25 protein-coding genes are annotated in these 26,267 nt (G+C 65.8%); 15 read left to right on the forward strand and 10 right to left on the reverse strand.

Annotation, left to right across the window (positions count from 1 at the left end):
• The first annotated feature begins 12 nt into the window (after positions 1 to 12).
• From ctaD to EAO27_RS04665, 10 genes are all read left to right on the forward strand, one after another.
• Positions 13 to 1,683 carry a cytochrome c oxidase subunit I gene (gene ctaD, locus EAO27_RS04620; protein ID WP_242777565.1) on the forward strand — a complete coding sequence of 557 codons (1,671 nt, stop codon included), beginning with the start codon at positions 13 to 15 and terminating at the stop codon, positions 1,681 to 1,683.
• Positions 1,684 to 1,743: 60 nt separating this feature from the next.
• On the forward strand, positions 1,744 to 2,655 hold the full coding sequence (locus tag EAO27_RS04625; RefSeq protein ID WP_242777567.1) for a heme o synthase: 912 nt from the start codon (positions 1,744 to 1,746) through the stop codon (positions 2,653 to 2,655).
• Entirely contained in the window at positions 2,652 to 2,801 is a 150-nt protein-coding gene (locus EAO27_RS04630; RefSeq protein WP_242777569.1) for a hypothetical protein, read from the forward strand. Before EAO27_RS04625 ends, EAO27_RS04630 begins: the two co-directional genes overlap by 4 nt.
• Positions 2,802 to 2,809: 8 nt before the next feature.
• On the forward strand, positions 2,810 to 3,358 hold the full coding sequence (locus EAO27_RS04635; RefSeq protein WP_242777571.1) for a cytochrome c oxidase assembly protein: 549 nt from the start codon (positions 2,810 to 2,812) through the stop codon (positions 3,356 to 3,358).
• A gap of 80 nt (positions 3,359 to 3,438) precedes the next feature.
• Positions 3,439 to 4,314 carry a cytochrome c oxidase subunit 3 gene (locus EAO27_RS04640; protein ID WP_242777573.1) on the forward strand — a complete coding sequence of 292 codons (876 nt, stop codon included), beginning with the start codon at positions 3,439 to 3,441 and terminating at the stop codon, positions 4,312 to 4,314.
• A gap of 1 nt (position 4,315) precedes the next feature.
• The gene (locus EAO27_RS04645) at positions 4,316 to 4,711 is read left to right on the forward strand and encodes a DUF983 domain-containing protein (RefSeq protein WP_242777575.1); all 396 of its coding nucleotides are present in this window, start codon (positions 4,316 to 4,318) and stop codon (positions 4,709 to 4,711) included.
• Positions 4,704 to 5,348 carry an SURF1 family protein gene (locus EAO27_RS04650; RefSeq protein WP_242777577.1) on the forward strand — a complete coding sequence of 215 codons (645 nt, stop codon included), beginning with the start codon at positions 4,704 to 4,706 and terminating at the stop codon, positions 5,346 to 5,348. Before EAO27_RS04645 ends, EAO27_RS04650 begins: the two co-directional genes overlap by 8 nt.
• A gap of 27 nt (positions 5,349 to 5,375) precedes the next feature.
• On the forward strand, positions 5,376 to 6,773 hold the full coding sequence (gene thrC / locus EAO27_RS04655; RefSeq protein WP_242777579.1) for a threonine synthase: 1,398 nt from the start codon (positions 5,376 to 5,378) through the stop codon (positions 6,771 to 6,773).
• Positions 6,766 to 7,656: a class I SAM-dependent methyltransferase gene (locus tag EAO27_RS04660; RefSeq protein ID WP_242777581.1), complete on the forward strand. Its 891-nt coding sequence runs from the start codon at positions 6,766 to 6,768 to the stop codon at positions 7,654 to 7,656. Before thrC ends, EAO27_RS04660 begins: the two co-directional genes overlap by 8 nt.
• A 169-nt stretch (positions 7,657 to 7,825) precedes the next feature.
• Complete coding sequence (locus EAO27_RS04665) at positions 7,826 to 8,197, forward strand: PRC-barrel domain-containing protein (RefSeq protein WP_242777584.1); 372 nt, start codon at positions 7,826 to 7,828, stop codon at positions 8,195 to 8,197.
• A gap of 59 nt (positions 8,198 to 8,256) precedes the next feature.
• Here the strand turns inward: EAO27_RS04665 and EAO27_RS04670 are convergent, their stop codons facing one another.
• Genes EAO27_RS04670 through EAO27_RS04695 form a run of 6 tightly spaced genes read right to left on the reverse strand, consistent with a single transcriptional unit; the run spans position 8,257 to position 15,442 of the window.
• On the reverse strand, positions 8,257 to 8,856 hold the full coding sequence (locus EAO27_RS04670; RefSeq protein WP_242777586.1) for a hypothetical protein: 600 nt from the start codon (positions 8,854 to 8,856) through the stop codon (positions 8,257 to 8,259).
• 41 nt (positions 8,857 to 8,897) lie between these two features.
• Positions 8,898 to 10,055, reverse strand: coding sequence for a beta-ketoacyl synthase N-terminal-like domain-containing protein (locus EAO27_RS04675; protein WP_242777588.1), 1,158 nt, complete (start codon positions 10,053 to 10,055; stop codon positions 8,898 to 8,900).
• Position 10,056: 1 nt separating this feature from the next.
• A complete protein-coding gene (locus EAO27_RS04680) occupies positions 10,057 to 11,286 on the reverse strand; it encodes an acetyl-CoA acetyltransferase (RefSeq protein WP_242777590.1) in 1,230 nt (409 codons plus the stop codon).
• Between the two features lies 1 nt (position 11,287).
• Positions 11,288 to 12,979: a class I adenylate-forming enzyme family protein gene (locus EAO27_RS04685; RefSeq protein WP_242777592.1), complete on the reverse strand. Its 1,692-nt coding sequence runs from the start codon at positions 12,977 to 12,979 to the stop codon at positions 11,288 to 11,290.
• A gap of 1 nt (position 12,980) precedes the next feature.
• Positions 12,981 to 14,477: a carotenoid oxygenase family protein gene (locus EAO27_RS04690; RefSeq protein ID WP_242777594.1), complete on the reverse strand. Its 1,497-nt coding sequence runs from the start codon at positions 14,475 to 14,477 to the stop codon at positions 12,981 to 12,983.
• Positions 14,474 to 15,442 (reverse strand): nitronate monooxygenase, encoded by a 969-nt coding sequence (locus tag EAO27_RS04695; RefSeq protein WP_242777596.1) that lies wholly within the window; start codon positions 15,440 to 15,442, stop codon positions 14,474 to 14,476. The genes EAO27_RS04690 and EAO27_RS04695 overlap by 4 nt, the downstream gene beginning before the upstream one ends.
• A 115-nt stretch (positions 15,443 to 15,557) precedes the next feature.
• Here EAO27_RS04695 and EAO27_RS04700 point away from each other — a divergent pair, with 115 nt between their 5' ends.
• Positions 15,558 to 17,846 (forward strand): TonB-dependent receptor, encoded by a 2,289-nt coding sequence (locus EAO27_RS04700; protein ID WP_242777598.1) that lies wholly within the window; start codon positions 15,558 to 15,560, stop codon positions 17,844 to 17,846.
• A gap of 132 nt (positions 17,847 to 17,978) precedes the next feature.
• The gene (locus tag EAO27_RS04705) at positions 17,979 to 18,917 is read left to right on the forward strand and encodes a helix-turn-helix domain-containing protein (protein WP_242777600.1); all 939 of its coding nucleotides are present in this window, start codon (positions 17,979 to 17,981) and stop codon (positions 18,915 to 18,917) included.
• A 45-nt stretch (positions 18,918 to 18,962) separates the two neighbouring features.
• On the opposite strand, the gene EAO27_RS04710 is transcribed toward EAO27_RS04705, so the two are convergent.
• Complete coding sequence (locus tag EAO27_RS04710) at positions 18,963 to 20,597, reverse strand: sulfatase-like hydrolase/transferase (protein ID WP_242777602.1); 1,635 nt, start codon at positions 20,595 to 20,597, stop codon at positions 18,963 to 18,965.
• A gap of 116 nt (positions 20,598 to 20,713) precedes the next feature.
• Between EAO27_RS04710 and EAO27_RS04715 the strand changes: the two genes are divergently transcribed.
• The gene (locus tag EAO27_RS04715; RefSeq protein ID WP_242777604.1) at positions 20,714 to 21,331 is read left to right on the forward strand and encodes a TetR/AcrR family transcriptional regulator; all 618 of its coding nucleotides are present in this window, start codon (positions 20,714 to 20,716) and stop codon (positions 21,329 to 21,331) included.
• Positions 21,332 to 21,348: 17 nt separating this feature from the next.
• Here EAO27_RS04715 and EAO27_RS04720 read toward each other — a convergent pair whose 3' ends face one another.
• The 3 genes from EAO27_RS04720 to EAO27_RS04730 all read right to left on the reverse strand — a co-directional run bounded on the left by EAO27_RS04720 (position 21,349) and on the right by EAO27_RS04730 (position 24,578).
• Positions 21,349 to 23,166, reverse strand: coding sequence for an arylsulfatase (locus tag EAO27_RS04720; RefSeq protein WP_242777606.1), 1,818 nt, complete (start codon positions 23,164 to 23,166; stop codon positions 21,349 to 21,351).
• 123 nt (positions 23,167 to 23,289) lie between these two features.
• A complete protein-coding gene (locus EAO27_RS04725) occupies positions 23,290 to 23,520 on the reverse strand; it encodes a hypothetical protein (RefSeq protein ID WP_242777608.1) in 231 nt (76 codons plus the stop codon).
• The gene (locus EAO27_RS04730; protein ID WP_242777610.1) at positions 23,517 to 24,578 is read right to left on the reverse strand and encodes a Glu/Leu/Phe/Val dehydrogenase dimerization domain-containing protein; all 1,062 of its coding nucleotides are present in this window, start codon (positions 24,576 to 24,578) and stop codon (positions 23,517 to 23,519) included. Before EAO27_RS04730 ends, EAO27_RS04725 begins: the two co-directional genes overlap by 4 nt.
• Positions 24,579 to 24,709: 131 nt before the next feature.
• On the opposite strand from EAO27_RS04730, the gene EAO27_RS04735 reads away from it, so the two are divergent.
• Together EAO27_RS04735 and EAO27_RS04740 are read left to right on the forward strand one after the other, a co-directional pair.
• Positions 24,710 to 25,171 (forward strand): Lrp/AsnC family transcriptional regulator, encoded by a 462-nt coding sequence (locus EAO27_RS04735; protein WP_242777612.1) that lies wholly within the window; start codon positions 24,710 to 24,712, stop codon positions 25,169 to 25,171.
• A 144-nt stretch (positions 25,172 to 25,315) separates the two neighbouring features.
• Positions 25,316 to 26,212, forward strand: a complete 897-nt coding sequence (locus EAO27_RS04740; RefSeq protein WP_242777614.1) for a LysR family transcriptional regulator — start codon at positions 25,316 to 25,318, stop codon at positions 26,210 to 26,212.
• The last annotated feature ends 55 nt before the right edge of the window (positions 26,213 to 26,267 follow it).

A 26,267-nucleotide genomic window follows, 5' to 3' on the forward strand; every position in this document is an offset into this window, starting at 1 on the left:
GGGGTCCGATAGATGACCGATATCGCAGCGACTGCACCCGCGCACGGCCACGGCCATGTGCACGATGATCACGATCATGACACGCCGGGCTTCTTTGTCCGCTGGTTCATGTCGACGAACCACAAGGACATCGGGACCCTCTACCTGATCTTCGCGATCATCGCGGGGATCGTCGGTGGTATCCTGTCGGGCATGATGCGTCTCGAGCTCGCCGAGCCGGGCGTGCAATATCTGACCGGCTGGGCACAGATTCTCGACCCCGCCGCGGGCGAGGTCCAGGGCAAGCATTTCTGGAACGTCATGATCACCGCGCACGGCCTGATCATGGTCTTCTTCATGGTCATGCCCGCGATGATCGGCGGTTTCGGCAACTGGTTCGTGCCGCTGATGATCGGCGCGCCCGACATGGCCTTCCCGCGTCTGAACAACATCAGCCTGTGGCTCACGACGGTTGCGTTCGTGCTGCTCGTGAGCTCGATGTTCGTTCCGGGCGGCAGCGGCCTCGGCGCCGGCACCGGCTGGACGGTCTACGCGCCGCTGTCGACCAGCGGGTCGGCGGGTCCGGCGGTCGATCTCGCGATCTTCTCGCTCCACCTTGCGGGTGCAGCGTCGATTCTCGGTGCGATCAACTTCATCACCACCATCTTCAACATGCGCGCTCCGGGCATGACGCTGCACAAGATGCCGCTGTTCGTGTGGTCGGTGCTCGTGACCGCCTTCCTGCTGCTGCTCGCGCTGCCGGTTCTCGCCGCCGCGATCACCATGCTCATCACCGACCGCAACTTCGGCACCACCTTCTATGATGCGACGGGCGGCGGCGATCCTGTGCTTTACCAGCACCTCTTCTGGTTCTTCGGCCACCCCGAAGTGTACATCATGATTCTGCCGGGCTTCGGCATCGTCAGCCAGATCATCTCGACCTTCAGCAAGAAGCCGGTCTTCGGCTACCTCGGCATGGCCTATGCCATGGTCGCGATCGGCGTCGTCGGCTTCATCGTGTGGGCGCACCACATGTTCACCGTCGGCATGAGCGTGAACCTCAAGATGTACTTCACCGCCGCGACGATGGTCATCGCGGTTCCGACCGGCATCAAGATTTTCAGCTGGATCGCCACCATGTGGGGCGGCTCGATGACCTTCAAGACCCCGATGGTCTGGGCGCTCGGCTTCATCTTCATGTTCACCGTCGGCGGCGTGACGGGCGTCGTGCTCGCCAACGGCGGCGTCGATACCGCGCTGCACGACACCTATTACGTCGTTGCACACTTCCACTATGTGCTGTCGCTGGGCGCGGTCTTCTCGCTCTTCGCCGGCTTCTATTACTGGTTCCCGAAGATGTCGGGCCGGATGTACAGCGAGTTCCTTGGCCAGCTGCACTTCTGGATCTTCTTCATCGGCGTCAACATCCTGTTCTTCCCCCAGCACTTCCTGGGCCAGCAGGGCATGCCGCGCCGTTATCCCGACTATCCGGAAGCCTATGCCTTCTGGCACCTGATCTCCTCCTATGGCTATGTCATCATGGCGGTTGGCGTGCTGGTGTTCTTCGTGAACATCCTGTGGTCGCTCGTCGCCGGCAAGAAGGCCGCCGACAATCCGTGGGGCGAAGGCGCGACGACGCTCGAATGGACGCTGTCGAGCCCGCCGCCGTTCCACCAGTTCAACGAACTGCCGCGTATCGCCTGACCGGATTCCGCCCCTCGCTGATCGTCAGCGGGGGGCGCTTCCCGTACGGCCGGAGTTATCATGGCGCAGAGCCTGACCCATGGCGAAACGTCGCTTCCCGCCGACTGGCGCGACCTGTTCGCGCTGACCAAGCCGCGCGTCATGTCGCTCGTCGTGTTCACGGCGCTTTGCGGCCTGCTCGCGGCGCCGGGTGCGGTGAACCCGATCCTCGCTTTTTCCTCGATTCTCGCGATCACCCTGGGGGCAGGGGCGTCGGGCGCTCTCAACCAATGGTATGAGGCTGGCCTCGACGCCAAGATGAAGCGCACCGCCGGGCGTCCGCTGCCCGCCGGTCGCCTCGACCCGCAGACCGCGTTGCAGTTCGGCGTCGGACTCGCCGCCTTCTCGGTCTTCCTCATGCTGTTCGCGTCGAACTGGCAGGCGGCGCTGCTGCTGCTCGTCTCGATCCTCTTCTACGTCTTCGTTTACACGATGTGGCTCAAGCCGCGCACGCCGCAGAATATCGTCATCGGCGGCGCCGCCGGCGCCTTTCCGCCGCTGATCGGCTGGGTCGCCGCGACGGGCAGTGTCGCGCCGCTGCCGGTGCTGCTGTTCCTCCTCATCTTCCTTTGGACGCCGCCGCATTTTTGGGCGCTCGCGCTGTTCGTGCGCTCGGATTACGCCGCCGCGGGCATTCCGATGATGCCCGTCGTCGCGGGCGAAACCTCGACGCGGCGCCAGATCCTCTTCTACGCGCTGATCATGGCGGTCGCGGCGATCGCGCCCTGGCCGCTCGGCTACACCGGCGCGCTCTACGGCTGGACGGCGACGATCCTGTCGGCGGTCTTCGTGCTGCTGTCGGCACAGGTCGGCACGCGCCGCGCGGGCGAGGGCGACCGGATGCAGCCCGAAAAGCGGCTCTTCGCCTTCTCGATCGCCTATCTCTTCATTCTGTTCGGCGCGGTCGTCGCCGACCATTGGTGGCCCCTATGACTGACGAATCGCCGCAGGAACCGTTCGACGAGGCGGAATATCGCCGCCGCCAGCGCAGCCGCGCCAACATGATGGCGTGGATGCTCGGCGGGCTCGCCATTCTCTTTTTCCTGATCACTATCGCGAAGATGCAGATCTACCAATGATGTCGCGCATGTCTCCCAACGCGAAGACCGCCACCATGGCAGGTCTGCTCGCGCTTTCGATGGTTGGCCTCGGCTTTGCCGCGGTGCCGCTCTACGATCTCTTCTGCCGCGTGACCGGGTTCGGCGGCACGACGCAGCGCTACGATCCGGTCGCCGCGGCGGCCGAGCCGCAGGTGCTGAGCAACACGATGTCGATCCGCTTCGACGCCAACGTCTCGCCGAAGCTGCCGTGGAAATTCTATCCCGAACATCTGCGCGACACGGTCAGCGTCGGTGCGCGCGACATGGCGATCTTCATCGCCGAGAACAACTCGCCCAATGCGGTGGTCGGGACGGCGAGCTTCAACGTCACCCCCGACGCCGCGGGCAAATATTTTACCAAGATCCAGTGCTTCTGCTTCACCGAACAACGGCTGGAGCCGGGGCAGCAAATGCGCATGCCGGTGCTCTTCTTCGTCGATCCCAAGATCATGGACGACCCCGACGCGCGCGACATCCAGGAAATCACGCTCAGCTACACCTTCCACCCTGTAGACGAGGGTAAAAAGGCGAGCTAAGGCCGCGATCAAGAGTCTAATCAAGGACCGGCTGGCGATGGGGAATCGCGATGCTGGGGCTGCAAAACGGGAATAGCGATATGGCTGGTGCCAAAAATCATGATTATCACCTCGTAAATCCCAGTATCTGGCCGATGGTCGGATCGATCGCGGCGATGGTGATGTTCTTTGGCCTCGTCATGTGGATGCACGACGATTATTTCGGCGCATCGGGCAAGTGGGTCTTCGGCCTCGGCGTCGCGGGCGTCATCGCCACCTTCTTCAGCTGGTGGTCGGACGTGATCGCGGAGGCGCATGCCGGCGATCACACCCCGGTGGTGCAACTGCACATGCGTTACGGCATGATCCTGTTCATCGCGTCCGAAGTCATGTTCTTCGTCGGCTGGTTCTGGGCGTGGTTCGACTTCTCGCTGTTCCCGGTGCCGATCGAAATCACGCCCGAGGGCGTGACGTCGCTCTTCGGACAGGACGGCGCCAACGCGATCACCATGTGGCCGCCGAAGGGGCTCGAAGTGATCGACGCCTTTTCGCTGCCGCTGCTCAACACGCTGATCCTGCTCTGCTCGGGCACCACGATCACCTGGGCGCACCACGCGCTGATCCACGGCGACCGCGAAGGCCTCAAAAAGGGTCTGTGGGCGACCATCATCCTCGGCGTGGTCTTCTCGACGATCCAGGCCTATGAATATGGCGTCGCGCCGTTCCCCTTCGGCCAGAGCAACTATAGCTCGGCCTTCTACATGGCGACGGGCTTCCACGGTTTCCACGTCCTTGTCGGCACGATCTTCCTGATCGTCTGCCTCGTCCGCACCTACAAGGGTCACTTCACCCCGAAGCAGCATTTCGGCTTCGAAGCGGCCGCCTGGTACTGGCACTTCGTCGACGTGGTGTGGCTGTTCCTCTTCGCCGTCGTCTACGTCTGGGGCGGCTGGGGCGCACCTGTCGCCGCGCACTGAGTTGGCCGCGACCAACCCGAATCAAAAAGGGCAGCCGCCAATCTGGCGTGCTGCCCTTTTTGCACTCTGTCCCGAATGCGGGGCACCGGGGCTGTTCGAGGGCGCAGCGCGGTTTCGCGACCGGTGCCCTGCGTGCGGGCTCGATACCGGGCGCTACAATGTCGGCGACGGCCCCGCGGCTTTTCTGACGATGATCATCGGCGCGCTGCTGATCGTCGCGGCGCTGCTGCTCGACTTCGCGCTCAACCCGCCCCTCTGGGTGCATGTGATCCTGTGGGTGCCGCTCACCGTCGCGGCGGTGATCTACGGTCTCAGGCTCGCCAAGGCAGCGCTGCTGGCGAGCGAGCATCAGCGGCAGGCGGCCGAGGGACGAGAGACGGAGACGGGCGATGAATGATGCAGCAACGCCGGCGGCGCGCCGCTGGCCGGTGATCCCGACGATCCTCGTCCTCGCCGCGGTCGCGACGATGGTTGCACTCGGCGTCTGGCAGCTCCAGCGCAAGGCGGAGAAAGAGGCGCTCATTGCGCTCTTTCAGCGCAACATGGCGATGTCGGCCACGGTCGCCTATCCCGAACTGCCGCCGGTGCCCGACGCGATGCTCTATCGCAAGAGCAGCGTCACCTGCCTCGAACCCGTGCGCTGGGACCCGCGCAGCGGCAGCGACCGGAAGGGGCAGCCGGGCTTTCGCATGATAGCCGACTGCCGCACCGGTGCCGAAGGCCCGGGAGTGCTGGTCGACGTCGGTTCGTCGGACGACTTCAAGCCGCCGGTGTGGAAGGGCGGCATCGTGCAGGGGACGATCGTACCCGGCCCCGAACAGCCGACGCTGGTCGAGCGGCTGACCGGGAGGGCGATGCCCGCGCGCGCGATGCTGGTCGCCGACGTGCCCGTTCCCGGGCTGCGCCCCAGCGCGGTGCCGTCGGCCGCCGACACGCCGAACAACCATCTCGCCTATGCCGGGCAATGGTTCCTCTTCGCCGCGGCGGCGCTGATTATCTATATCCTCGCGGTCCGCCGCCGCTTGCAGCGATGACGGCGCGCCGCTAGGCGCTTTTCCGTCATGCAATATATCAGCACCCGCGGCTCCGCGCCGACCCTCGACTTTCGTGCCGCGACGCTCGCCGGGCTCGCCGGCGACGGCGGGCTCTATGTCCCCGCGGCCTGGCCGCAGATGGCCGAGGGCGAGATTCGCGCGCTCGCGGCGCTGGACTATGTCGAGACCGCGGTACGGGTGATGGCCCCGTTCGTCGCGGGCGTGCTGACCGAGGATGAATTGCGCGGCCTGTGCAAGGCCGCCTATGGCCGTTTCGGCCACGACGCGGTGACGCCGCTGGTCCAGCTCGACCATCGCCACTGGCTGCTCGAACTGTTCCACGGCCCGACACTGGCGTTCAAGGACGTTGCGTTGCAACTGCTCGGCCAGCTGTTCGAGAAATTCCTGAGCGGCGGCGACACCGACATCACGATCGTCGGCGCGACGTCGGGCGACACCGGATCGGCGGCGATCGAGGCGGTCGCCGGGCGCGAACATATCCAGATCTTCATGCTCCACCCCGAAGGCCGGGTCAGCGACGTCCAGCGCCGCCAGATGACGACGGTGCTGGCGCCCAACGTTCACAATATCGCGATCGACGGCAGCTTCGACGACGCGCAGGCGATGGTGAAGCGGCTGTTCGGCGACGCGGAAGCGCGCAGCCAGATCACGCTGTCGGCGGTGAACAGCATCAACTGGGCGCGGCTGATGGCGCAGGTCGTCTATTATTTCTATGCCGCGGTCCGCCTCGGGGCGCCCGATCGCCCGGTTGCGTTCAGCGTGCCCACGGGCAATTTCGGCGACGTCTTCGCGGGCTATGTCGCGGCGCGCATGGGGCTGCCGATCGCCCGCCTCGTCGTCGCGACCAACGTCAACGACATCCTCCACCGCGCGCTGACCAGCGGCGATTACAGCGCGGGCAGCGTCACCCCCACGGCGACGCCGAGCATGGACATCCAGGTCAGCAGCAATTTCGAACGGCTGCTCTTCGACCTGTCGGGCCGCGACGGCGCGGCGATCACCGCGATGATGGGCGAATTCGACGCGAAGCGCGCGATGACGATCCCCGTCGACATGCTCGCGGGTGCGCGCGACCTGTTCTCCAGCGCCAGCATCGACGGCGACTCGATGGCGCTCGCGCTGCGCTGGGCGCAGGAAAGGGGCGGGCAGGTCATCGATCCGCACAGCGCGGTCGGGCTTGCCGCCGCGCGCGCGCTCGAGATCGACGCCGACATTCCCGTCGTGACGCTCGCCACCGCGCACCCCGCAAAGTTCCGCGAAGCGGTCGAGCGCGCCACCGGCGTGCGCCCGGCGCTGCCCGCGCGCCTCGGCAATCTCTTCGAGCGCGAAGAGCGCTACACCAAGCTGCCCGGCGACTATGATGCGGTGAAGGCGTTCATCCTCGCGGAAGCGGCGCGTGGCTGAGCTCCAGCCCCTCGTTACGCTCGTCGGCGAGGCATGGGACGATTACGGGCTGGTCGACAGCGGGAGCGGGCGCAAGCTCGAACGCTATGGGCCGTACCGCTTCATCCGCCCCGAACCGCAGGCGATGTGGGCACCCGCGCTGCCGCAGGACGAGTGGGACAAGGCCGACGGCGAGTTCATTCCGGCATCGGACGACGACGGCGGCGGGCGCTGGTATTATAGCAAGCCCGTGCCGCAGGATGGCTGGCCGCTCGGCTGGCGCGAGACGCGCTTCACCGCAAGCTGCACGCCCTTTCGCCATCTCGGTTTCTTCCCCGACATGGCGCCGGTGTGGGACTGGCTGCGCGGGCAGGTCGCCGACAAGCCCGACCCCGCCTTCCTCAACCTCTTCGGCTACACCGGGGTTGGCAGTCAGGCGCTTGCCGCCGCGGGGGCGGCGGTGACGCATGTTGACGCCTCGAAGAAATCGGTGGCGCAGGCACGCGAGAACGCCGCGCTGGCGGGCATGGGCGACAAGCCCGTGCGCTGGATCGTCGACGATGCGGGCAAATTCACCGCGCGCGAGGTGCGGCGCGAGAAACGCTATGATGCGATCCTGCTCGATCCGCCCAAGTTCGGGCGCGGGCCGGGGGGCGAGCGCTGGCAGATCGAGGAAGGGCTCGCGCCGCTGCTCGCCGATTGCCGCCGGCTGCTCGATGCCGACAGCCGCGCCTTGTTCCTCACCGTCTATGCGGTGCGCATGTCGGCGCTGGCGATCGGCGAACTGCTCGCGCAGCTTTTTGCCGACCTGCCGGGCAAGGTCGAATGCGGCGAGCTTGCGGTGCGCGAAGAGGCGCGGGGGCTGTTGCTCCCGACCGCGATCTTCGCCCGCTGGAGCCGCTAGCGTCCGTCCGGGTCAAATTACACCGCAACCGTTCTTTCAAGCCCGCCGGACGATCCCCTGCGGTGAGCGGAGCAACCCCGCGCTGCGTCTTCCGTTGTCCTGGCATGGGGGCGGCGCGGCCGGCTCCTCCGGCTCTGCGGTCCGCCTCCGACTTACAGGAGCGACTGTCATGGCCGATACCCTCGAAAGAACCGAAACCCACCGCCTGATCGCATCGGACAAGGTGGAAGGCACCGCGGTCTACAACCCGCAGGACGAAAAGCTCGGATCGATCGCCAATGTCATGATCGACAAATATTCGGGCAAGGCGGATTATGCCGTGCTCCAGTTCGGTGGCCTGTTCGGCCTCGGCAGCGATCATTATCCGATCCCGTGGGATATGCTGACCTATGACACCGACAAGGGTGGCTATGTCGTCAATCTGACCAAAGAGCAGGTCGAAGGTGCGCCGCGCCATGCGCGCGACGACAGCCCGGAATATACCGACGAATATGGCCGTACCATCTATGGCTATTACGGGTTGAGCTATCCGATGCTCTGATCGGTCGGGTATCGGGGACGCGCGGGAGGCCGCCGTCCCCGATCCTCAGCCCCCGATCCTCAGCCTTGAGCCGCGTTCCACCGCGTGAACAGCCACGCGGCGAGGATCAGCTCGGCGGCACCCACCGCCAGTGTGATGTGAAAGGGCAGGGCGCCCTCCTTGATCGCGAAGCCCGTACCGATGGCGAACAGCAGCGCGCCGAGCAGCCAGTAGAGCCGCTCGCGATAGAGCGTCGCGAAGGCGAAATAGCGCGCGCCGACCACGACCGCGAGCGCCGCAAAGCCGAAGGTTTCGGAAAAGGGCAGCAGCGCGAAGGCGATCAGCAGTCCGGCAAAGAGCGGGACGGTGGTCTCGAAGCCGAGCGCGTTCAGCGGATTGCCCCTGGTCGCCTTCGGCGCGCGGAAGGCGCGCGCGATCGCGAAAGCCAGCGGAACGATCAGCACGCCGCCGATGACCAGTGCAGCAAAGGCATAGAGCGGTCCGCCGACATACCAGGCGGCGTCGGCCGCGAGCCACGCGAGCCCCGACACGAAGACCCCCGGTGCGCCGCCTTGCCATGCTGCGCGCAATTCATCCTGTGCCTGCCCGATGTCGATGACGGCCTCCCGTTGCGTGAACGTCCCGTCCCGGCCATGGGCGAGCATGCCGGGGTCCGGCACGGCATCTTGTGCGCGGGGAGCGGTCGGCTGTCCAGCCGGAATCAGGCGATGCGTTCGATCACCATCGCCGCGCCGACTCCCATCGCCCCGGTCAGGACGACGAGGCCGAAGCGGCCGCCGCAGGCGTCGAGCGCATCGAGCAGCGACGAGGTCAGGATCGCGCCGCTTGCCCCCATCGGGTGCCCCTTGGCGAGATGCCCCCCGCTCACATTGACCCGCGCCGGGTCGGCGTCACGGTCGCGGAGGAATTTGGCGATGGTGACGGCGAACGCCTCCATAAACTCGATGCGGTCGATATCGGTGAGCGCCAGCCCGGCACGCGCGAGCACCTTGTCCATCGCCGCGAATCCCGCGGTCAGCGATGCTGCCGGATCGCCGCCGCTTTCGGCAAAGGCAATGACGCGCGCGCGCGGCGCAATGCCGAGCCCTTCGCCGCCGACGAGCGCGAGCCCCGCGCCGTCGCATATCGGCGGGGCATGCGCGATGCTGTGGAGCGCCTCGAAGGTCGCCCCTTCGAGCGCGCCCGCATATTGCGCCTGCAATTCGCCGAACGCGGCCGGCGCGGCGGCGAGCGATTCCGCCGTGGTTTGCGGACGGATGCATTCCTCGCCGCTCAGCGTGCCGGTGGCGATCCGCGAGCGCTGGAGCGCAGGGTCGGCTTCCGCTGCGGCAGCCTTTTGCTGCGAGGCGAGGGCGACCGCGTCGAGTTCGGCGCGCGCGATCCCTTCGCCGTGTGCCAGCCGATCGGCGGCGAGCACCGGCGGCACGAAACGCGTGCGCGGCGGCAGGTCGTCGCTGGTATAAAAGCCCGCGCGGTCGCCGAGGAAGGGCGCGCTGCTCATCGACTCGACCCCGCCCGCGAGTGCGACCGCAATCTCGCCGCTTGCGACTTTCGCGACCGCCTGGCCGATCGCCGACAGGCCGGAGGCGCAATAATTGTTGAGGCTGTGCGCGGCGCAGGCGTCGGGCAGGCCGGCGTGGAGTTTCGACACCAGCGCGACATGGCCGCCCTGCGTACCGCTTTGCGTCACGCAGCCGAGGATCAGTGCTTCGGGGGCGAAGGCGCCGCAGCGTTCCGCGAGCGCCGCCGCCTGTCCGCGCACCAGTTCCTGCGGGCTCAGGGCCGCGAGCCCGCCGTCGGGCCGCGCCTTGCCGCGCGGAGTGCGCACGGCGTCGTACAGATAGACCGGATGCGGCAAATCAGGTGCCGATCACGAAGCTGACGGCCGTCGTTGCGCTGCCTCCGACATTGAAGGTCGCGAAATTCTTCGCACCCTCGACCTGATAGTCTCCGGCATTGCCCGTCACCTGCCGCCAGCTGTCGAGCAGCATGCGCACGCCGGTGGCCCCCACGGGGTGCCCGAGCCCGATCAGCCCGCCCGACGGATTGACCGGTAGCCTGCCGCCGAGCGCAATCGTCCCGTCCTCGACCGCACGCCAGCTTTCGCCCGGCTTGGTGATCCCGAAATGATCGATCGCCATATATTCGGTGATCGAGAAGCAATCATGCACCTCGACCCCGTCGCAGGCGTAAATGTCGGGCATGTCGGCGCGGCGCAGCGCGTCCATCATCGCCTTGCGAACGCTGGGGAAGACATAGTCGCCGCCGCGGCTGTCCGCGACCTTGGTCGAATAGAGCAGGGGGGCGGTGGCATGGCCCCAGCCCTTGATGCGCGGGATGCTGTCGAGCGGGATGCCGCGGCGCTTTGCATAGGCTTCGGCGACCTCGCGCGAGGCGAGGAAGATCGCCGCGGCACCGTCGGTAACCTGCCCGCAATCGGACTTGCGCAGGCTACCCTCGATCAGCGGATTGACCTCGTCATTCTCGCCCAGATGGTCGTCGGTGACCGCCCAGCCGCGCGTCTGCGAATTGGGGTTCTTCTTCGCATTGGCGAAGTTGTTCGCCGAAATCCCGCGCAGATGTGCGCGGTCGAGCCCGAAGCGCTCGTCATATTCCTCGGCGACGCGCGCGAACATGTACGGCCAGAGGTAACGCGCCTCCTGCGCCTCGCGCCCGGCCCATGCCGCGGCGCCGAGATATTCGGCGGCGCGCTGGCCGGGGACGTTGCGCATCAGCTCGATCCCGAGCACGAGCGCGAGGCCGTAGCGCTCGGCCTCGATCTCCGCCGCCGCGGCCAGGATCGCGATGCTGCCCGACGCGCAGGCGGCTTCGTGGCGCGAGGCGGGGACGCCTGCGAGGTCGGGATGGACATGGCCGAAGAAGCCGCCGAGCTGGCCTTGTCCGGCAAAGAGTTCGCCGACGAAATTGCCGACATGCGCGGTCTCGACTTCCTTCGGTTCGATCCCGGTCGCGGCGAATGCCGCTTCGGCGACGTCGCGGAACAGTTCGAAGAGCCCGCCACCTTCGCGCTCGAGGTTGCGTGCAAAGTCGGTCTGCGCGCCGCCGAGGATGAAGACGTCTTTCGCCATGTCAGGCTTCCTTTTCGAGGGTTGCGAGCGCCATGTCGCGCACTTCGCTGCGCATCACCTTGTTGGTGACGTTGCGCGGCAGCGCGTCGAAGCGGAACAGGCGTTCGGGCAGTTTGAACACCGCGAGGTCGTGGCCGCGCAGATAGTCGGCGACCTCGCCGATCCCGACTTCTTCCGCCCCGCGCGGGACATAGGCGAGGCCGATACGCTCGCCCATCGTCGGATCGGGAAGCGAGAAGACGCACGCCTCGGCGAGCAGCGGGTGGCCGCCGAGCAACTGGTCGATCTCCTCGGGCGAAATATTGACCCCGCCGCGGATGATCAGATCCTTGCAGCGCCCGACGAAGCGATAGAAATCGCCGCCCTCGGCAATCTCGAACAGATCGCCGGTACGGAACCAGCCGTCGTCGGTGAAGGCCTCGGCGGTGCGTTCGGGGGCATTATGATAGCCTTCGAACAGCGTCGGCCCGCGGATCTGCAATTCGCCCGATATGCCGTCTTCCTCGATCGCATCGCCACCGCCGGGCGGGACGAGGCGGCTTTCGATATTCGGCGCGCGGCCCTCGCCATAAGGGCGCTGATAGGTGCCGCGGCGCGGGAACAGGCTCGCGCGCCTGTCGGGGTCGGGCATGTCGCCCTCGCCGGTGATGAAGCTCATCCCCTCGTTCGACCCGAAGACATTGACGATGATGATGCCGAGCTTTTCCTGGAAGCCGCGGACCATTGCGGGTGCGAGCGGTGCCGAGCCCGAGGCAATGACGCGCAGGCTGGAAAGATCGACCGAGGCGAGCAACGCCTCGTTCTGGAGCAGCATGTTGAGCACCGCGGGCGGCGCGATTGTCAGGCTCGGCCGTTCGGTTGCGATCTGTTTCAGGTAGATGCCGGGATCGAAAGGATGGTGCAGCACCATCGTGCCTGCGCTGGTCAACCAGCACATGGTGATGCCGCCGATGCTCGCCATGTTGATGAGGGGGAAGGGGTTGAGCAGCACATCGCCCGGCCCGACCTTCATCGCCTCATAGCCCGCGCCCGCGACCGCGATCCAGTGATTGTGGCTGCGCGGCACGCCCTTGGGGACGCCGGTGGTGCCCGACGTCCAGCAGATGGTGAAGATGTCGTCGGCATCGACCGGGTTCGCCGCGACGTGCGCGGCCAGCGCTGCGGCGTCGCCTTCGGTGGTCGAGAGGTCGAGCGCTCCGGCCGGGGCGTCGGGGCCGAAGGTCATCAACTGGATGCCACCCAGCAACGGCGCTGCGACCCCGATATGGTCGCAGCCCTTCACCCGCGTTGCGCAGACGAAGGCCTTGGGTTCGACGACGCCGATCATGCCCTTCAGTTCATGGCTGCGATATTGCACCGCCGCCGGGCTGACGATCGCGCCGATCTTTGCCGCCGCGAAATAGAGCGCGACGAACTCGCTGATATTGGGGAGCTGAACGAGCAGCACATCGTCCTTGGCGATTCCCGCCGCGATCAGGGCTCCGGCGAGGCGATCGATCTCGGCTGCGAGCGCCGCATAGCTCAGTCGCCGCGGTTCCCCGAAAGCGAAATCGCCGCGGTTCGGCGCGTCGACGAGCGCGAGCCGCTCGGGATGCGCCGCTGCATTGGCCGTGAACAGATCGGCAAAGCTCTTGTCGCCCCACCAGCCGCTGTCCCGGTATCGCTGCCGCTTGTCCTCTCCCGCAACGATCATCTCAGGCGGCCAGTACGCTGTTCGGACCCATGCCGATCTCGTCGCCGCTCGCCCAGGCGGTGTGCGTGCCCGAACAGATGCGCTCGGGCAGGATGATCCGGCAGACTGGCCCCGCCGCGATATTCTTCGCGTCGATCAGCACGCATTCGCTCGTATCGGCTTCAAGGTCGGCGATGAAGGAAACGAGATAGCCGTCGTCTTCGTCCTTCGCATCGATGCGCGGCGCGAAGGGCGCTTCGCTGCCGAAGCGGCCGGGGCCGAACTGATATTCCTCGCTCGTCCGCGCGTTCAAATCATGCTTCACCAGCCCGCGGAACAGGAACCAGCCGGGCTCGGGGATCGCGCTATAGGCGTAGCGATACGGCTTGCCCGCATAGCGCTGGTTGAACATGCCGAATTCGAGGTCGCGCTCGTCGAGCCGCTCTTCGACCGTCTCGCCGGTCTTCAGGTTGAAACGCCAGCGATGGAGGCGCGGCTTGAGCAGTCCCTGGTCGAGATACGCCATCATCCGTTCGAGCCCTTCGGGCGCGTTCGGGTAGGATTTGGGCATCGGCTCTTCCTGATAATAGCCGTCGAGGATGATCTCGTCGCCTTCCTCCCACGCGTTGAGCCAGTGGAGCGTGTAGGTGGGCTCGGCCTCGAACCAGCGGATATCCTCGGGCTGGCCATGCCGCGGGATGATCGCGAAGCGCGTCTTTTCGTCCGGGTGGAACTGGACGACGTGGAGCCGCTTTTCGAGCAGTTCCGGATTCCAGTAGAGCGGCATGTCGTTGAGGATCGCGTAATTTTCGGTGAACGCCATGTCGTGCGGCAGTCGCGGCCCCGGCAGCGGGACCGGGACATAATGTTTCAGCCGGTTGTCGGCGCCGACGACGCCATAGTGCATGTAGGGCGCGTGCTTCGAATAGTTGAAGAACATCAGCTCGCCGGTCGCGAGGTCGACCTTGCAATGCGCCGAAATCCCGTCGAGCGGCACCCAGCTTTCGGTGCCGAACTGTTCAAGCGTGAAGGGATCGAGCCGATAGGCTTCGCCGCACTGGTAGAAGGTCGAGATGATCTTGCCGGCATGGATCGCGACGTCGGTCGAGCTGCTGTCTTTCAGCCATTCCTGCGCGCCCCAGCCGTGGCGCGTCGATTTGTGCGGCGGTTCCATCAGTCCGGCCCAGAGCGAATGGCCGGCTTCCTTCTCGGCCTCGAACCCCTTGGTGCGCACGAAGCGGCTGCGGTAGCTCGCGCGGCCGTCCTTGAAGCTGATCGAATGGATGAAACCGTCTCCATCGAACGGATGATAGCGGCCGATCGGTTCGTGGATCTGGTTTTCGCCGGTGCGCACGTAAACGCCATCGATGTCGGCCGGGATCGTCCCGATCACCTCGGCATCGCCGTTGGCGAAAATCGCGTTCCATTCATTGTACGTCGGCCGCCACGCGTCCTTCATATAGGGATGGTCGTTCGGCTGGATCGTGGTTCGGATCGTGTCGACGAGTTCGGCGGTCATGCGGGGACTCCTTCGGCGGCTGCAAAGCGCGGCCTCGCGGCGGCGGCATCATATTCGACAATCAGGCGGTCGACGATCGCGGCGACGGGTTCGACCCCGCGCACCGCACCGACGCCTTGCCCGGCGGACCAGACATTCTTCCAGGCCTTGGCGTCGTCCTGCGCGTCCGAGAAATTCGGGCGCTTGTCCTCGGGCATGTTCGCGGGGTCATAGCCCGCCGCGACCAGACTCGATTTCAGCCAGTTGGCGGTGACCCCGGTGATGCCCTTCGACGGCACGATATCCTCGGCGCCCGCGGCGACGACCATCTCCTTGTAGCCGGGAACCGCCATGCTTTCGCTGCAGGCGATCAGCGAAGTGCCAAGATAGGCAAGGTCGGCGCCGAGGATTTCGGCCGCGCGCACCGCATGGCCGGTCGAGATTGCGCCGCCGAGTACGAGCGGGCCGTCCCAGAATTGCCGTACCTCCTCGACGAAGGCGAAGCCGGCGGTTGCGCCGGTGTGGCCGCCCGCGCCGGCAGCGACGAGCACCAGCCCGTCGACCCCGGCCGCGGCGGCCTTGCGCGCAAAGCCGACCGAATTGACGTCGGCGAAGACAAGGCCGCCATAGCTGTGGATTGCCTCGACCACCCGCGCCGGGCTGCCGAGCGCGGTGATCACCAGCGGTACCTTGTGCCGCACGACGCAGGCGAGGTCTTCGGCAAGGCGGCTGTTCGACGGATGGACGACCAGATTGACCGCCCAGGGCGCGGCTTCGGCATCGTTCGACAGCGCGGCGTCGATCCGGCTCACCCAATCCTCGAGGTCCGCCGACGTGCGGGCGTTGGGAGCGGGGAAGCTGCCGATCACGCCCGAGCGCGACGCTGCGATCACCATCTCCGGACCCGACACGAGGAACATCGGCGCGGCGATTGCGGGCAGCCGCAAATTGCGCGTCAGCGCGGGTGGAAGGCCGTTTTTCGGCACCTTTGATCCTCTCCAAATTATCTGACTTGCATAACGATACTTAAAGACGATAAGAGTCGCAAGGCCAGAAAAACATCGCGGGGCGAACCCGACGATGGTGGGAGGGAGAGAGATTATGAAGACCGGCTTTGCCATGCTGTTCGCCGCGACCGCGCTCACCGCGCCCGGACTCGCATTCGCGCAGGACGCCGCCGCACCGCAGGATCAGGGCGGACTCGAGGAGATCATCGTCACGGCGCAGAAGCGCGCCGAGGGGCTGTCGGACGTGCCGATCTCGATCTCGGCGGTGAGCGGCAAACAGATCGAGAATTACGGCCAGACCAACCTCGAACAGATCAGTTCGTCGGTTCCGAACCTGAAGATCACCCAGACCGCGATCGCCAACCGCATCGCGATCCGCGGCATCGCCTCGGGCGACAACAAGGGGTTCGAACAGTCGGTCGCGATGTTCGTCGACGGCGTCTATTACGGCCGCGACCAGCTGTCGCGCTTGCCGCTGATCGACATGGAGCGCGTCGAGGTGCTGCGCGGGCCGCAGCCGACCCTGTTCGGCAAGAATGCGATCGCCGGCGCGGTCAACATCACGACGCGCAGCCCGACCGACGAATTCGAAGGATCGGTGAGCGGCCTCTATGAGTTCAACCACAAGGAATTGCAGCTGACCGGCGTATTGTCGGGGCCGCTGAGCGAGGGCGTCGAAGCGCGTGTCGTCGGCTATTATCGCAAGATGGACGGCTATTTCTACAACGCGAAGCTCGACCGCGACGAGCCGAACGTCGACGAGAAATATGTCCGCGGCAAGCTGGAGTTCGATCAGGGCGGGCCGTTCGCGGCCGAACTCAAGCTCGAATATGCCGACTTCGAGGCGAAGGGGCAGCCGCGCGACGTGTTCGGTGCGGTCGGCAATTACAACACGGTCTTTCAGGGGCCCTTTTTCGTCAGCACCGACCCCGATTATGTCCGCGAGGATAATGGCTATGAAAGCCGCAACAAGGTGTTCGGGGCGACGCTCAACATGGACCTCGAACTCGGCGACCATACGCTGACGTCGACCTCGTCGCTGCTCGATTACAAGACGCGCGAGATCGTCGACGTCGACTTTTCGGGCATCAGCTTCCTCGACGGCACCAATTTGCGCGAAGATTATCGCCAGTTCAGCCAGGAGTTGCGGCTCGCGTCGCCGGGCGGCGAGGCGTTCAACTATATCGCGGGCGTCTATTACCAGCATGCCAAGCTCGACGTGCAGGACTTCACCCGCTTCAATGCGACCTTCCTGGCGCTGGGGGCGCCGTTCAACGCGCTCGGCGACACCCGCAACGATCGCGACTATGCGCAAAAATCGGACCTGATCTCGGCCTTCGCGCAGGGCGAAGTGTCGCTGACCGACCAGTTGCGCGTCACCGCGGGCGCGCGCTTCAATCACGAGAAGAAAAGCGGCAGCCGTACCCTCGCGATCGTCCAGGGGCCGCTCAACAGTTTCAATCCGCTGGTGGTCGCGGCCACATTTCGCGCGCTCAACATCGAGGCGCACAGCATCTCGGGCAAGCTCAGCGAGGACAGCTTCAACCCGATGGTGAACGTCCAGTACGACGCGACCGACGACCTGATGCTTTACGCCTCCTATGCCAAGGGGACGAAGGCGGGGGGCTTCGACATCCGCTCGAACTCGCTGCCGACCTCCAAGACCGTCGCGAAACCCGGTGCCTTCATGTTCGAGGATGAAAGCGCCGACAATTTCGAGGCGGGGCTGAAATACAAGGGGCGCAACGTCGCGTTCAACCTGTCGCTCTATCGCACCAAATATCACGATCTTCAGGTCAACATCTTCGACGGCACGCTGAACTTCAACGTCCGCAACGCCGCGGGCGCAAAGACGCAGGGAGTCGAAGCCGACTTCCGCGCCGCGGTCGCCGACGGGCTGACGATCAGCGGCGCGGTCGCCTATCTCGACTTCAAGTTCACCAACTTTACCGATGGCCAATGCTATTATCTGCAGACACCGGGGGCAGGGGGCTTCTGCGACTATACGGGCAAGCGCAACGCGCTCAGCCCCAAATGGTCGGGCAACCTCAATCTCGACTACACGACGCCGGTCTCGTCGGACATGAAGGTGGCGGTCAATCTGAATGCCGACTTCTCCTCATCCTATATCGCCTCGGCGAACCTTGATCCGCGCACGCGACAGGACAGCTATGCCAAGCTGGGTGCGCGCCTTGCGCTGGCACAGGTCGATGATCGCTGGGAAGTCGCGCTGATCGGTCGCAATCTGACCAACCAGCGCATCCTGCAGACGGCGAGTTCGATGCCGCTCGCGACGACCATCACCCGCAACGCCGGCAATGCCTATAATGGCATCGTCGACCGGCCGCGGACGATCGCGGTGCAGCTGACCGGCCGCTTTTGAGGGGATCCTCCGAGAAGGGGAGGCGCAGGCACCGCGCTTCCTCGCTCTCCGACCCGATCGCCCGGCTTCGCCTGTCTTGTCGCCGCCGCGCCGCCGGGTTAGGGGCGAGGTGAAGCAAGGAATGGCGGAGCTTTGAAACACGACCGCACGATAAGGGCCTGTTCGATCTGGCGCGCGCTCGACGTCGTTGGCGACGTGCCGGTGCTGCTGATCATGGAGCAGGCCTTTCTCGGCACCCACAGCTTCGATGAATTCGTCGCTCGCACCGGCCTTGCGCGCTCGGTGGTCAACGGGCGACTCAAGAAGCTGGTCGAGGAGGATTGCCTCGCGAAAAAGCCCAAACAGGGCGGGCGCGGTTTCCATTATGTCCTGACCCAGAAGGGGCGCGACCAGTTCCCCAACGCGCTGATGATGCTGCGCTGGCAGCATCGGTGGGAAGCGGCGGAGCGCGATTTCCAGGTCCGGCTACGCCATGCGACCTGCGGTCATGCCACCGAACCCGTGCCCGCCTGCGGCCATTGCGGGGCGGAGATCGACCCGCGCGACGTCGCCTGGCGCGAGGGGCCGGGGCTCGCGCAGGTGATCCCGCATTACGAGCGCCGCCGCTTCAACGGCGATGTCCGGCGCCCCGGCGGCCGCCCGCTCGTCGACACGATGATCGAGCTGTTCGGCGATCGCTGGGCGACGCTCGTCGTCCGCGCGATGTTCACACAGATCAACCGCTTCGACGACATCCAGCGCGACACGTTGATGGCGACGAATATCCTGACCGGCCGGCTCGAGCGGCTGGTGCGGCAGGGCATATTGAAAACCGTTCCCTATTCGGCGCACGCCGATCGCGTCGAATATCGGCTCACGGCCAAGGGGCGCGATCTCTACCCGGTGCTGCTCGCGCTGCTGCAATGGGGCGACCGCTGGTTTGCCGACGAGCGCGGCCCGCCGTTGCTTCTCACCCACAGTCCATGCGGTCACGATCTTCATATGATCGCCGCGTGCAGCCATTGCGGGGACGAACTGCTGCTTTCGAACAGCGGGTTCACGGTCGAAATGGCGGGTGAGGGCGACACCTGAAACCGTGCCCTCGAGCCTGTCGAAGGTTGAGGTCACGGCGATTGGTCAATTCGTCCAGTAGATATAATCCTGTCCGTCCTGCCAAGGCGTGTTGAGCGGTACGTCGATCCGAACCGGCCCTTCGACCAGCCCTGGCCAGATCGGTTTCGCCATATCCCTGTTCTGCGCTTCGAGCATCGCCTTCAGCTGCGCGACGCGCTGCGGTTCTCTGGCCGCCAGATCGTGGCGCTCGGTGGGATCCGCCGAGAGATTGTAGAGACGCGCCTTTTCGGGGCGTTTCGTCACCTGCAGTTTCCAGTCGCCCGCGCGCACCGCGCGATAGTCGCCCGAGCGCCAGAAGAGCGCCTGTCGTTTCGCGGGCCCTGCCAATATGTCCTCGCTGTCGATGATCCGCCCCGCCGGCAGCTTCGCGCCCGCCACCGCCGCGATGGTCGAAAAGATGTCGATATGTCCGGTCATGTCGGCGCGCGTCGACCCCGCCGCGATCTTTGCAGGCCAGCGCATGAAGAAGGGCGTGCGGATGCCCCCCTCGAAGAAGGTTGCCTTCCATCCGCGGTACGGCTTGTTGAGATCGGCCATGCCATTGTACCAGGCGCCGCCATTGTCGCTGGTGAAGATGACGAGCGTGTTGTCGTCGATCCCCGCTTCCTTCAGCTTTGCCATCACGTCGCCGATCCGCCGGTCGAGCTGCGCGATCATCGCGCCATAGACGCGCGTCTTGTGATCCTTGATCTGCGGGTATCGCGCGTAATCCTCCTTCGTCGCCTGCAACGGCGTGTGCGGCGCGTTGAACGCAAGATACATGAAGAAGGGGCGGTTCTTGTTCGCCTCGATCGCCGCGATCGCCTGATCGGCGAAATAGTCGGTCATATGGCCCTTGGGGTGAAAGCGCTTGCTGCCGTTGAAAGTCACCGCATGGCGCAAATTCGCCCACAGGAAGCGATCAATCGGATCCCACGGCAGTTTGGCGTTGACCGTGTCGGGATCATCCTCGGGCAGGAACATGGCGGCGCCGCCGAGCACTGCGAGGCTCTCGTCGAAACCCTGCGCATGCGGTTGCAGTTTCGGCGCCTCGCCCAGGTGCCATTTGCCGATATGCAGCGTGTGATAGCCGGCGGTCTTCACTGCCTCCGCGATCGTCACCTCGCTCGCGGGCACGCCCATGTCGGGATAATCCGGGATGTCGGGGGTGATCAGTTCCTTGTGGAACACCGCCTTCAGCGGGCCGACCCCGTCGCCGTGCGCGAGGTTTTCGGAGAATTGCACCGGCACCGCCGTATATTCGAAGCCGAAACGCGTCGCGTAGCGCCCCGTCATCATTGCTGCGCGCGAGGGCGAGCAGGTCGCGTTGGCGGCATAGGCAGTGGTGAAGTTCATACCTTCGCGCGCCAATGCGTCGATGTTGGGTGTCTTCACCGTGCCGTCCGCGACGCCGCCGCCGTTCAGGCTGATATCGTTCCATCCCAGGTCGTCGGCGACGATCAGGATGATGTTGGGCGGCCGGTTGCCCGCGGGAGCCACCGCGGGTCCCGTCTGCCATGCGACGGGGTGGTTGGGCTGCACCGGATCGTTCCAGTCCTGCATCAGGCCTGGCACGCGATATTTGTTCGCTTCCCAGCCCCAATATCCCGCGGCTCCCATCAGCGCGACGACGCCCAGTGCGATCCAGCGCTTCTTCATTCCGCCCCCGATTCCATATTATGTAGTGACACTATGTGTGTCATTATAATCGGGCCGGCGCAAGATCGTTCGGTGCGGCATTGACCCCGGCGCGAAGCTGGGCCAGCGGAGTGGCCATGGTACCGAAAGCGAAAGCAAAGTCCGAAGGCGCAACGTCCGCACGCGTCGACGGCCGGCGCGAGCGCAGCCGGTCGAGCCGGGCGCGGATCGTCGCGGCGATGCTCGAACTGATCGAGCGCGGCGACCTGACGCCCAGCGCGGCACGCGTCGCCGAGGAGGCGGGCGTCGGCCTGCGGACGGTGTTTCGCCAGTTCGACGACATGGATACGCTGTACCGGAAAATGTCCGAAACCATCGCCGAGCGGGTCATGCCGATCATCGCGGCTCCTTACGCCGGATCGGACTGGCGCGCCGACGTTCGCGATCTTGTGGGGCGGCGCGTGCGCGTGTTCGAGACGATGCTGCCCTTTCGGCTCGCCGCGAACATCAAGCGTTACCAGTCGCCCTTCCTGATGGGGCAATATGGCCAGGTGGTCGCGCTCGAACGCGATTTTCTGATGCGGTTGCTTCCCGAGGCGGTGCGCGCCGATCGCGTCGGAGTCGAGGCGTTGTGCGTCGCGTTGAGTTTCCAGACGTGGCGCGCGCTGCGTCACGACCAAGGGCTCGATTCCGGCGAGGCCGGCGCTGCGGTCGCGCACATGGTTGAAACGTTGCTCGCCGTCGCGCCCGGCTGATCGACGCAAATCTTGCGTCAGCCGGGCGGTGCCGCCGCCCTGGTTCGGCGCTTGCGGCGCCAACCCCAGATGAGCAGCGCCAGGGCCGCGACGATCGCACCGGCCCACAGTCCGGCCTGGATCGCCCGCTTCCGACCCTGCTGTTTCCACGCATAGGCGTTGATTTGCGCATCGGCGGTGTAGCCAGGGGGCATGTCGAGCACGCCGTTCGCCTTGGCGTAGGCGCGGTAGTCGGCCATCATCGCGGCGAAACGGTCGGGCATCGCCGCCGCGAGGTCGCGCGTTTCGCCCGGGTCGGATTTCAGGTCATGGAGCCGCCATCGGCCGTCGCCCGTCGGGGGCAGGTTGCGCACCAGCTTGTAGTCGCCGCGGAACAGCGCCGCGTTGCCCGACAGTTCGTAACCGAGCGGCGCGTCGCCGTGGACGCTGCCGCTTCCGCCTTCGAGCATCGGGACGAGGCTGCGGCCGGTCACGGGCTCGGAGGGGCGTTCCTGCCAGCGTCCGCCGTGGATCGAAACGCCCGCCAGTTCGGCCAGGGTCGGAACGATGTCGGTGACATGTGCGAAGCCATGGCTGATGGACCCCGCGCGGATCGCCCGGTTGCCCGGCCAGGCGACGATCAGCGGCACGCGCAGCCCGCCCTCGGTGGCGCTGAACTTGTACCCCGACAACGGCGAGGCCGCGGCGCTCGCCCAGCCGGGGCCGATCGCGCTGAAGCTGCCGCGCTGGCCGATGTTCGCCGTCGACGTGTCGTACTGCATGTTCAGAAACAGGCGGTTGCGGCGGATGCTGTAAGGATTGGTCGGCTCGGCGCCATTGTCCGACAGAAAGACGAAGATCGTATTGTCATAGTCGCCGGTGGCCTTGAGATGCGCGACGAGGCGGCCGACCTCGCGGTCCATCGCGGTCGCCATGCCGGCATAGGCCTGCATCACCCGCACCTGCGCCGCGCGTTCCTCGGCATCGAGGCGCAGCCAGTCGGGAGTCGTCTTCATCGTGACCATCGGCGCGCCGGCGGGCATGATGCCGAGCGCCGCCGCTCGCTTTGCGCGCGCCTCGCGCAATTTTGTCCAGCCATCCTTGTACATCGCCGAATAGCGCGCGATGTCGCTGTCGGGCGCCTGCACCGGAATGTGATTGGCCAGGAAGTTGATCGACGCGAAAAAGGGTTTGCCGCTCGGCCGGTCCCTTTCGATATAGTCGATCATCTTCCCGACGACGAAGGTCGAGGAATAATAATCCTTCGGCAGTGTTGCCGGTTTGCCGTTCTCGGTCCACGCCGCGGTGTCGTACATGCCCTCGATCGGACGTTGCTCGAAATTGTCGGCGCCCGCATCGGCCAGGCTGAAGGCGCGATCGTAACCGCGCGCTTCGGGGAGGCGCTTCGCGTCGCTGCCGAGATGCCATTTGCCCGTCAGATAGGTGCGATAGCCCGCGGCGCCGAGCCGTTCGGCGATCGTCACGACGCGGAAGTTCATCACCGTGTCATAGCCCGGCTTGCCGCGATGGGCGTCGGGGATGGTTTCGGGCATGTTGCCCAGCCCCGCGCGGTGGTTCATCACGCCCGTCTGCAACATCGCGCGCGTGGGCGAACAGGATCCTGCGACATGGAAATTGGCGAAGCGCACCCCCGCGTGCGCGAGCGCGTCGATATGGGGCGTCGCGAATTCGGCCCCGAAGGCGCCGACATCGGAAAAGCCCCAGTCGTCGGCGAGCAGGATGACGATATTGGGCTGGCGCGGCGCTGCCGGCGCAGGCGCCGCATGGAGCGGCGTCGCGACCGAGAGGGCGAGGAGGGCCGCAATCCGCCGCGCGATGCGGGGACGCGCGCCCATGCTTTCAGCCGATATCGTCATAGCCCCTCCGCCGGATATAGTGGCATATGCTATGTCAATATATCCGGTAGCGCAATGGGGCGCGTCGGCCGGAGCGCGTGCCGTCGCCGTGCCGGTCCGAGGTTAGCGTTCCTCGCGGAACCGGACGGCGAGCGGCATCGCGGCGATCTTTTCGCGGATGATCGACACGGCCGCGGCGTCGATGTCGCCCGGATCGATCGCAAGATCGTAGCCGCCGCCACCAAGCTTGAGGGCAACCGATTGGGGTGCCAGTCCGCGCTGCGCAAAGAGGTTGAGGATGCGCAGCGCGCTGGCGAGATCGCCGTCGCCCGACAGCGAAAAGCGGCCGCTCATGCCGCGCGGCGCCGCGACCAGCCATCGGCGACCCGCGTCCGCGCGAGATGGTCGGCCAACCGGGCGGGTGTTTCGCCTTTCGCTTCGGCATCGCGGATCAGCGCCGCCAGCCCCGGCCCGATCGCCTCGACCGCGCGTTCGACCGACGCGAGGTCGCCGTCGCCATATTCGGCGCAGACCGCGATGATGCCGCCGGCATTGACCAGATAGTCGGGCGCATAGAGAATCCCGCGCCGTGCCAGTTCGGCCGCGAGCCCGGGGTGTTCGAGCTGGTTGTTTGCGGCGCCGCAGACAAGGCGCGCCTGCAGCTTGTGGACGGTTGCCGGATTGATCGCGCCGCCGAGCGCGCAGGGGGCCAATATGTCCATCGGCGCGGTGACGATCGCGTCTGCGGCGACCGGCTCGGCATCGAAGCGCCGCACCGCCTCCGCCACCCTGCCGTTGTCGACGTCGGCGACGAGCAGCCTTGCGCCGGTGCGGTGGAGCAGGGCCGCAAGTGCCATGCCGACGTGGCCGAGGCCCTGCACGCCGACCGTCATGCCGGCGAGGGCTCTATCGTCGCGCTCCGCCACGGCGGCCTGCATTGCGGCGAACACGCCGCGGGCGGTCCAGGGGGACGGATCGCCGCCGACACCGTCGGCGCGGCGTGGCAGCCCGGCGACGTGGGATGTGGATCGCGCCGCCGCCTGCATGTCGGCGACGCCGCTTCCCGCATCCTCGGCGGTGACGAAACGCCCGCCGAGCGAGTGGACGCAGCGGCCGAAGGCTTCGAACAGCCGGGTGCGGTCGGCCACGCCGTGTTCGGGCCACAGGATGACCGCTTTGCCGCCGCCGAAGGGGAGGCCGGCGAGTGCGTTCTTCCAGGTCATTGCTTCCGACAGACGTAGCGCGTCCTGCGTGGCCGCGGTCTCGCTCGCATAGCGCTGGACGCGGCACCCGCCGATCGCCGGACCCAGCGCGGTCGAATGAATCGCGATGACCGCGCGCAGTCCCGTTTCGTCGTCGTGGAACAGGTGCACGGCTTCGTGCGGCAATTCGGGCAGCGGGCGAGAGGACATCGATCGGCTCCGGCAAGGGACAGGGACCGCATCAATGCCGGAAATTTCGCGGAAGATATGGTCGCATTTCCGCGCGATCCATGTATTTATCGAGAAAATTTTTCTGCCTTTCGTGATTTTGGGGATGTTTTATGCAACTCGACCGCCATGAGAAGGCGATCCTGACCGTTCTGCAGGACGATGCCGACATCTCGATCGCCGAACTGGCGGAGCGCGTCGGATTGTCGCAATCGCCGTGCTGGCGCCGCGTCGCGGCGCTCGAACAGGCGGGGATCATCCGCAAGCGCGTCGCCTTGGTCGATCGCCGCAAGGTCGGACTCAGCGCGCAGATCTTTGCGCAGGTCCGGCTGTCGGCACACGGCCGTGCGCACCTTGCCGATTTCGAAACCGCAATAGCCGATATTCCGGAAGTCATCGAATGCCATGTGCTGATGGGCACGGTCGATTTCCTGCTGCGTATCGTCGCGGCCAATGTCGAAGCCTATGAGAAGCTCTTCTTCGAAAAATTGTCGCGGCTCCCGGGGGTGCAGGAGATCAACTCGGCAATCGCGCTGTCCGAAATCAAGAGCACGACCGCGCTGCCTATCGCCTGACCGCGCGGCTTGGCGCCGCTGTCCGGGTGGAAGTCGAGGGCCCGCGGCGACGCCGGTCGTCTTGGCCTTTCCGATCTGCATCGGCGGGGGCTATGGTAGGCGCGGGGCGCATCGACGCCTTACCGACCGATAACAGGATGCGCCGTGAAACTTCGCCAGATTGAAATTTTCCACGCCGTCTATGTCACGGGCTCGGTGAGCGCGGCCGCGCGTCTCCTCAACATCTCGCAGCCGTCGGTGACGAAGATCTTGCGCTATGCCGAATCGAGCCTCGGCCTGTCGCTGTTCGAGCGGACCAAGGGGCGGCTGGTGCCGACCGAGGATGCGCACGAGCTGTTCGTCGAGGTGGAAGAGGTCCAGAAGCGCGTCGAGCAGCTGCGACGGGCCAGCCGCAATCTGCGGTTTGGACAGGGGCGGACCTTGCGCGTCTCGGTCCTTCCGTCGCTGGGGCTCGGCGCGATCCCGGAGGCGGTGTCGGCGTTTCTGGCCAAGCACGAAGGCGTGTCGCTCGAACTTCACACCGCGCATCACGAGGATATGGTGCGCAAGCTGTACGAGCGCGAAACCGACATCGTGATCAGCTACGACGTGCCGTCGACCGCGCCGGTCGGTTTCAGCTGGCTGGGCAAGGGCGAACTCGTCGCGATGTACGCCAGGGGCGCGATCGAATGCGAAGCACCGCGCCTGCCGCTGGCGGCGCTGGAGGGGCATCGCTTCATCACGACCGTCAAGAGCGGGCCGATGGGGCGGCTCCTTTCCGAAGAACTCGACAAGTCGGGCGTCATGCTGAACGACATCGTGTCGTCGCAGACCTTTTTCGTCGCGGCGGCGCTTGTCCGGTCGGGTGTCGGGGTGTCGATCGTCGACAATTTCACGGCGCAGGCGACCGCCGCGCCCGACATCGCCTTCAAGCCGCTGCAGCCCGCGATCCCGTTCAACGTCCATGCCGTCTATTTGCAGAACCGTCCGCTTTCCAAGCTCGCGACGGTCTTTCTCAAGCATCTCAAGACCGCTTTCGAGGCGTATAGACTTTCTCTATAGACGAATCTCCGATCTATATTGTTCGATCGGCCCGGGGGGAGCTAATCGAATGGCC

This window comes from Sphingopyxis sp. YF1, assembly GCF_022701295.1.
Taxonomy (GTDB): Bacteria; Pseudomonadota; Alphaproteobacteria; order Sphingomonadales; family Sphingomonadaceae; genus Sphingopyxis.